Raw genomic sequence first — 1,422 nt, 5'->3', positions numbered from 1 at the left:
TGTGTGTTCAAGCAGAAGAAGGCAGACGAGGCGAGCCCTGGTCTAGGTGGCGTGGAGAGGTGGAGAAGAGACCGACACTGTACATACATGGGTCATCATCTAATGTAGTGGGTGCTGGTTCCAACTGGCCTTCAGTTCTTCCACCATAGTTCCTGTCATGATCACACTATGATGGGAAGACCATGCACCAGAACCCGCTATACGAACGTATCCTCGGCCTTTCCACTCCATGGTTCGTCAGCCATGTGGACCTTGATGAGGACAGCGGTCTGGTCGAAGTGCAGGTCGAATGCGAGGCTTCTGCCAGCCTATGCTGTCCCCGGTGTGGCCAACCTTCCCCGCGATACGACAAACGACGCCGTCAGTGGCGACATCTCGACACCTGTCAGTTCCAGACCCAAGTGGTGGCGAATGTGCCACGTGTCCGTTGCCCAGAACACGGCTGCCTGACGATCCAGGTGCCTTGGGCAGAAGGCAATAGTCGTTACACCGCGCTCTTTGAGGCCCTCGTGATTGAGTGGCTGAAGGAGGCGTCGATTCAGGCTGTCAGTCGGCAATTGCAACTGAGTTGGACCGCTATTGACGGCATCATGAAGCGGGCGGTCAAGCGAGGCCTGGCCGCGAGGACATCGCCGGATGTGCGCTTTCTGTCGGTGGATGAGACGGCATTCCGCAAGGGCCATGACTACGTCACGATCCTCTCCAATCACCAAGGGCAGGTGGTTATCGTCGAAGATGGCAAGTCTGCCGATAGCCTGTCCCAGTGCTATCTGGCGCTCACGGAAGCACAACGCGCCAGTATCGAGTCCGTCTCGATGGATATGAGCCCCGCCTATCGCAAGGCAACGTTCGCCCATGTCGAGAAGGCCCACCGCAAGATAGCCTTCGACCACTTTCATATCGCCCAGGCCCTGAACGATGCGCTCCATGCGACGCGCAAGTCTGAACTTCACGCAGTGGATGCCTCACTGCGCCGGGCAGCCCACCAGTCTCGTTACGCTTGGCTGAAGCGCCGGGACCGACTGAGTGAGCGAGAGCGTGCCACACTCAATTGGTTATCAAACCAGTTCTCGAACACCACGATCGCCTGGTATCTCAAGGAAAAGGCTCGGAAGACCTGGAAGGGCAATCGCGTGCGAGGTGCCCGAGCCGCCTGGCAAGAGTGGATTCGTCTAGCCAAGGCCTCAGATATTCGGCCGGTGGTGACCGTCGCCGAGCAAGTGGAAGAGAAGCTCTGGGGCATTCTCAACGCCATGCGGCTGAGAGTTTCCAACGGGCTGGCCGAGGCATTAAACGGCAAGATTCGGGGACTGAGAGTCAGGGCCAAGGGATACCGCAGCAAAGCACGTTTCAAGACGGCGATCCTGTTTCATTTCGGCGGGCTGGAAATGACACCTAACCCACTGAAATAGATGAAGAGCC

At 57.7% G+C, this 1,422-nt stretch carries 1 protein-coding gene; it reads left to right on the top strand.

The window, feature by feature from the left end; all coding sequences use genetic code 11:
• Nucleotides 1-182 precede the first annotated feature (182 nt).
• Nucleotides 183-1,412 carry an ISL3 family transposase gene (locus tag A9O65_RS16755; protein WP_064702768.1) on the top strand — a complete coding sequence of 410 codons (1,230 nt, stop codon included), beginning with the start codon at nucleotides 183-185 and terminating at the stop codon, nucleotides 1,410-1,412.
• Nucleotides 1,413-1,422 lie beyond the last annotated feature (10 nt).

This window comes from Halomonas caseinilytica (assembly GCF_001662305.1).
Taxonomy (GTDB): Bacteria; Pseudomonadota; Gammaproteobacteria; order Pseudomonadales; family Halomonadaceae; genus Halomonas; species Halomonas caseinilytica.
The sequence above is the reverse complement of the archived record's forward strand: the minus strand, read 5'-3'. Positions and strand labels throughout refer to the sequence as shown.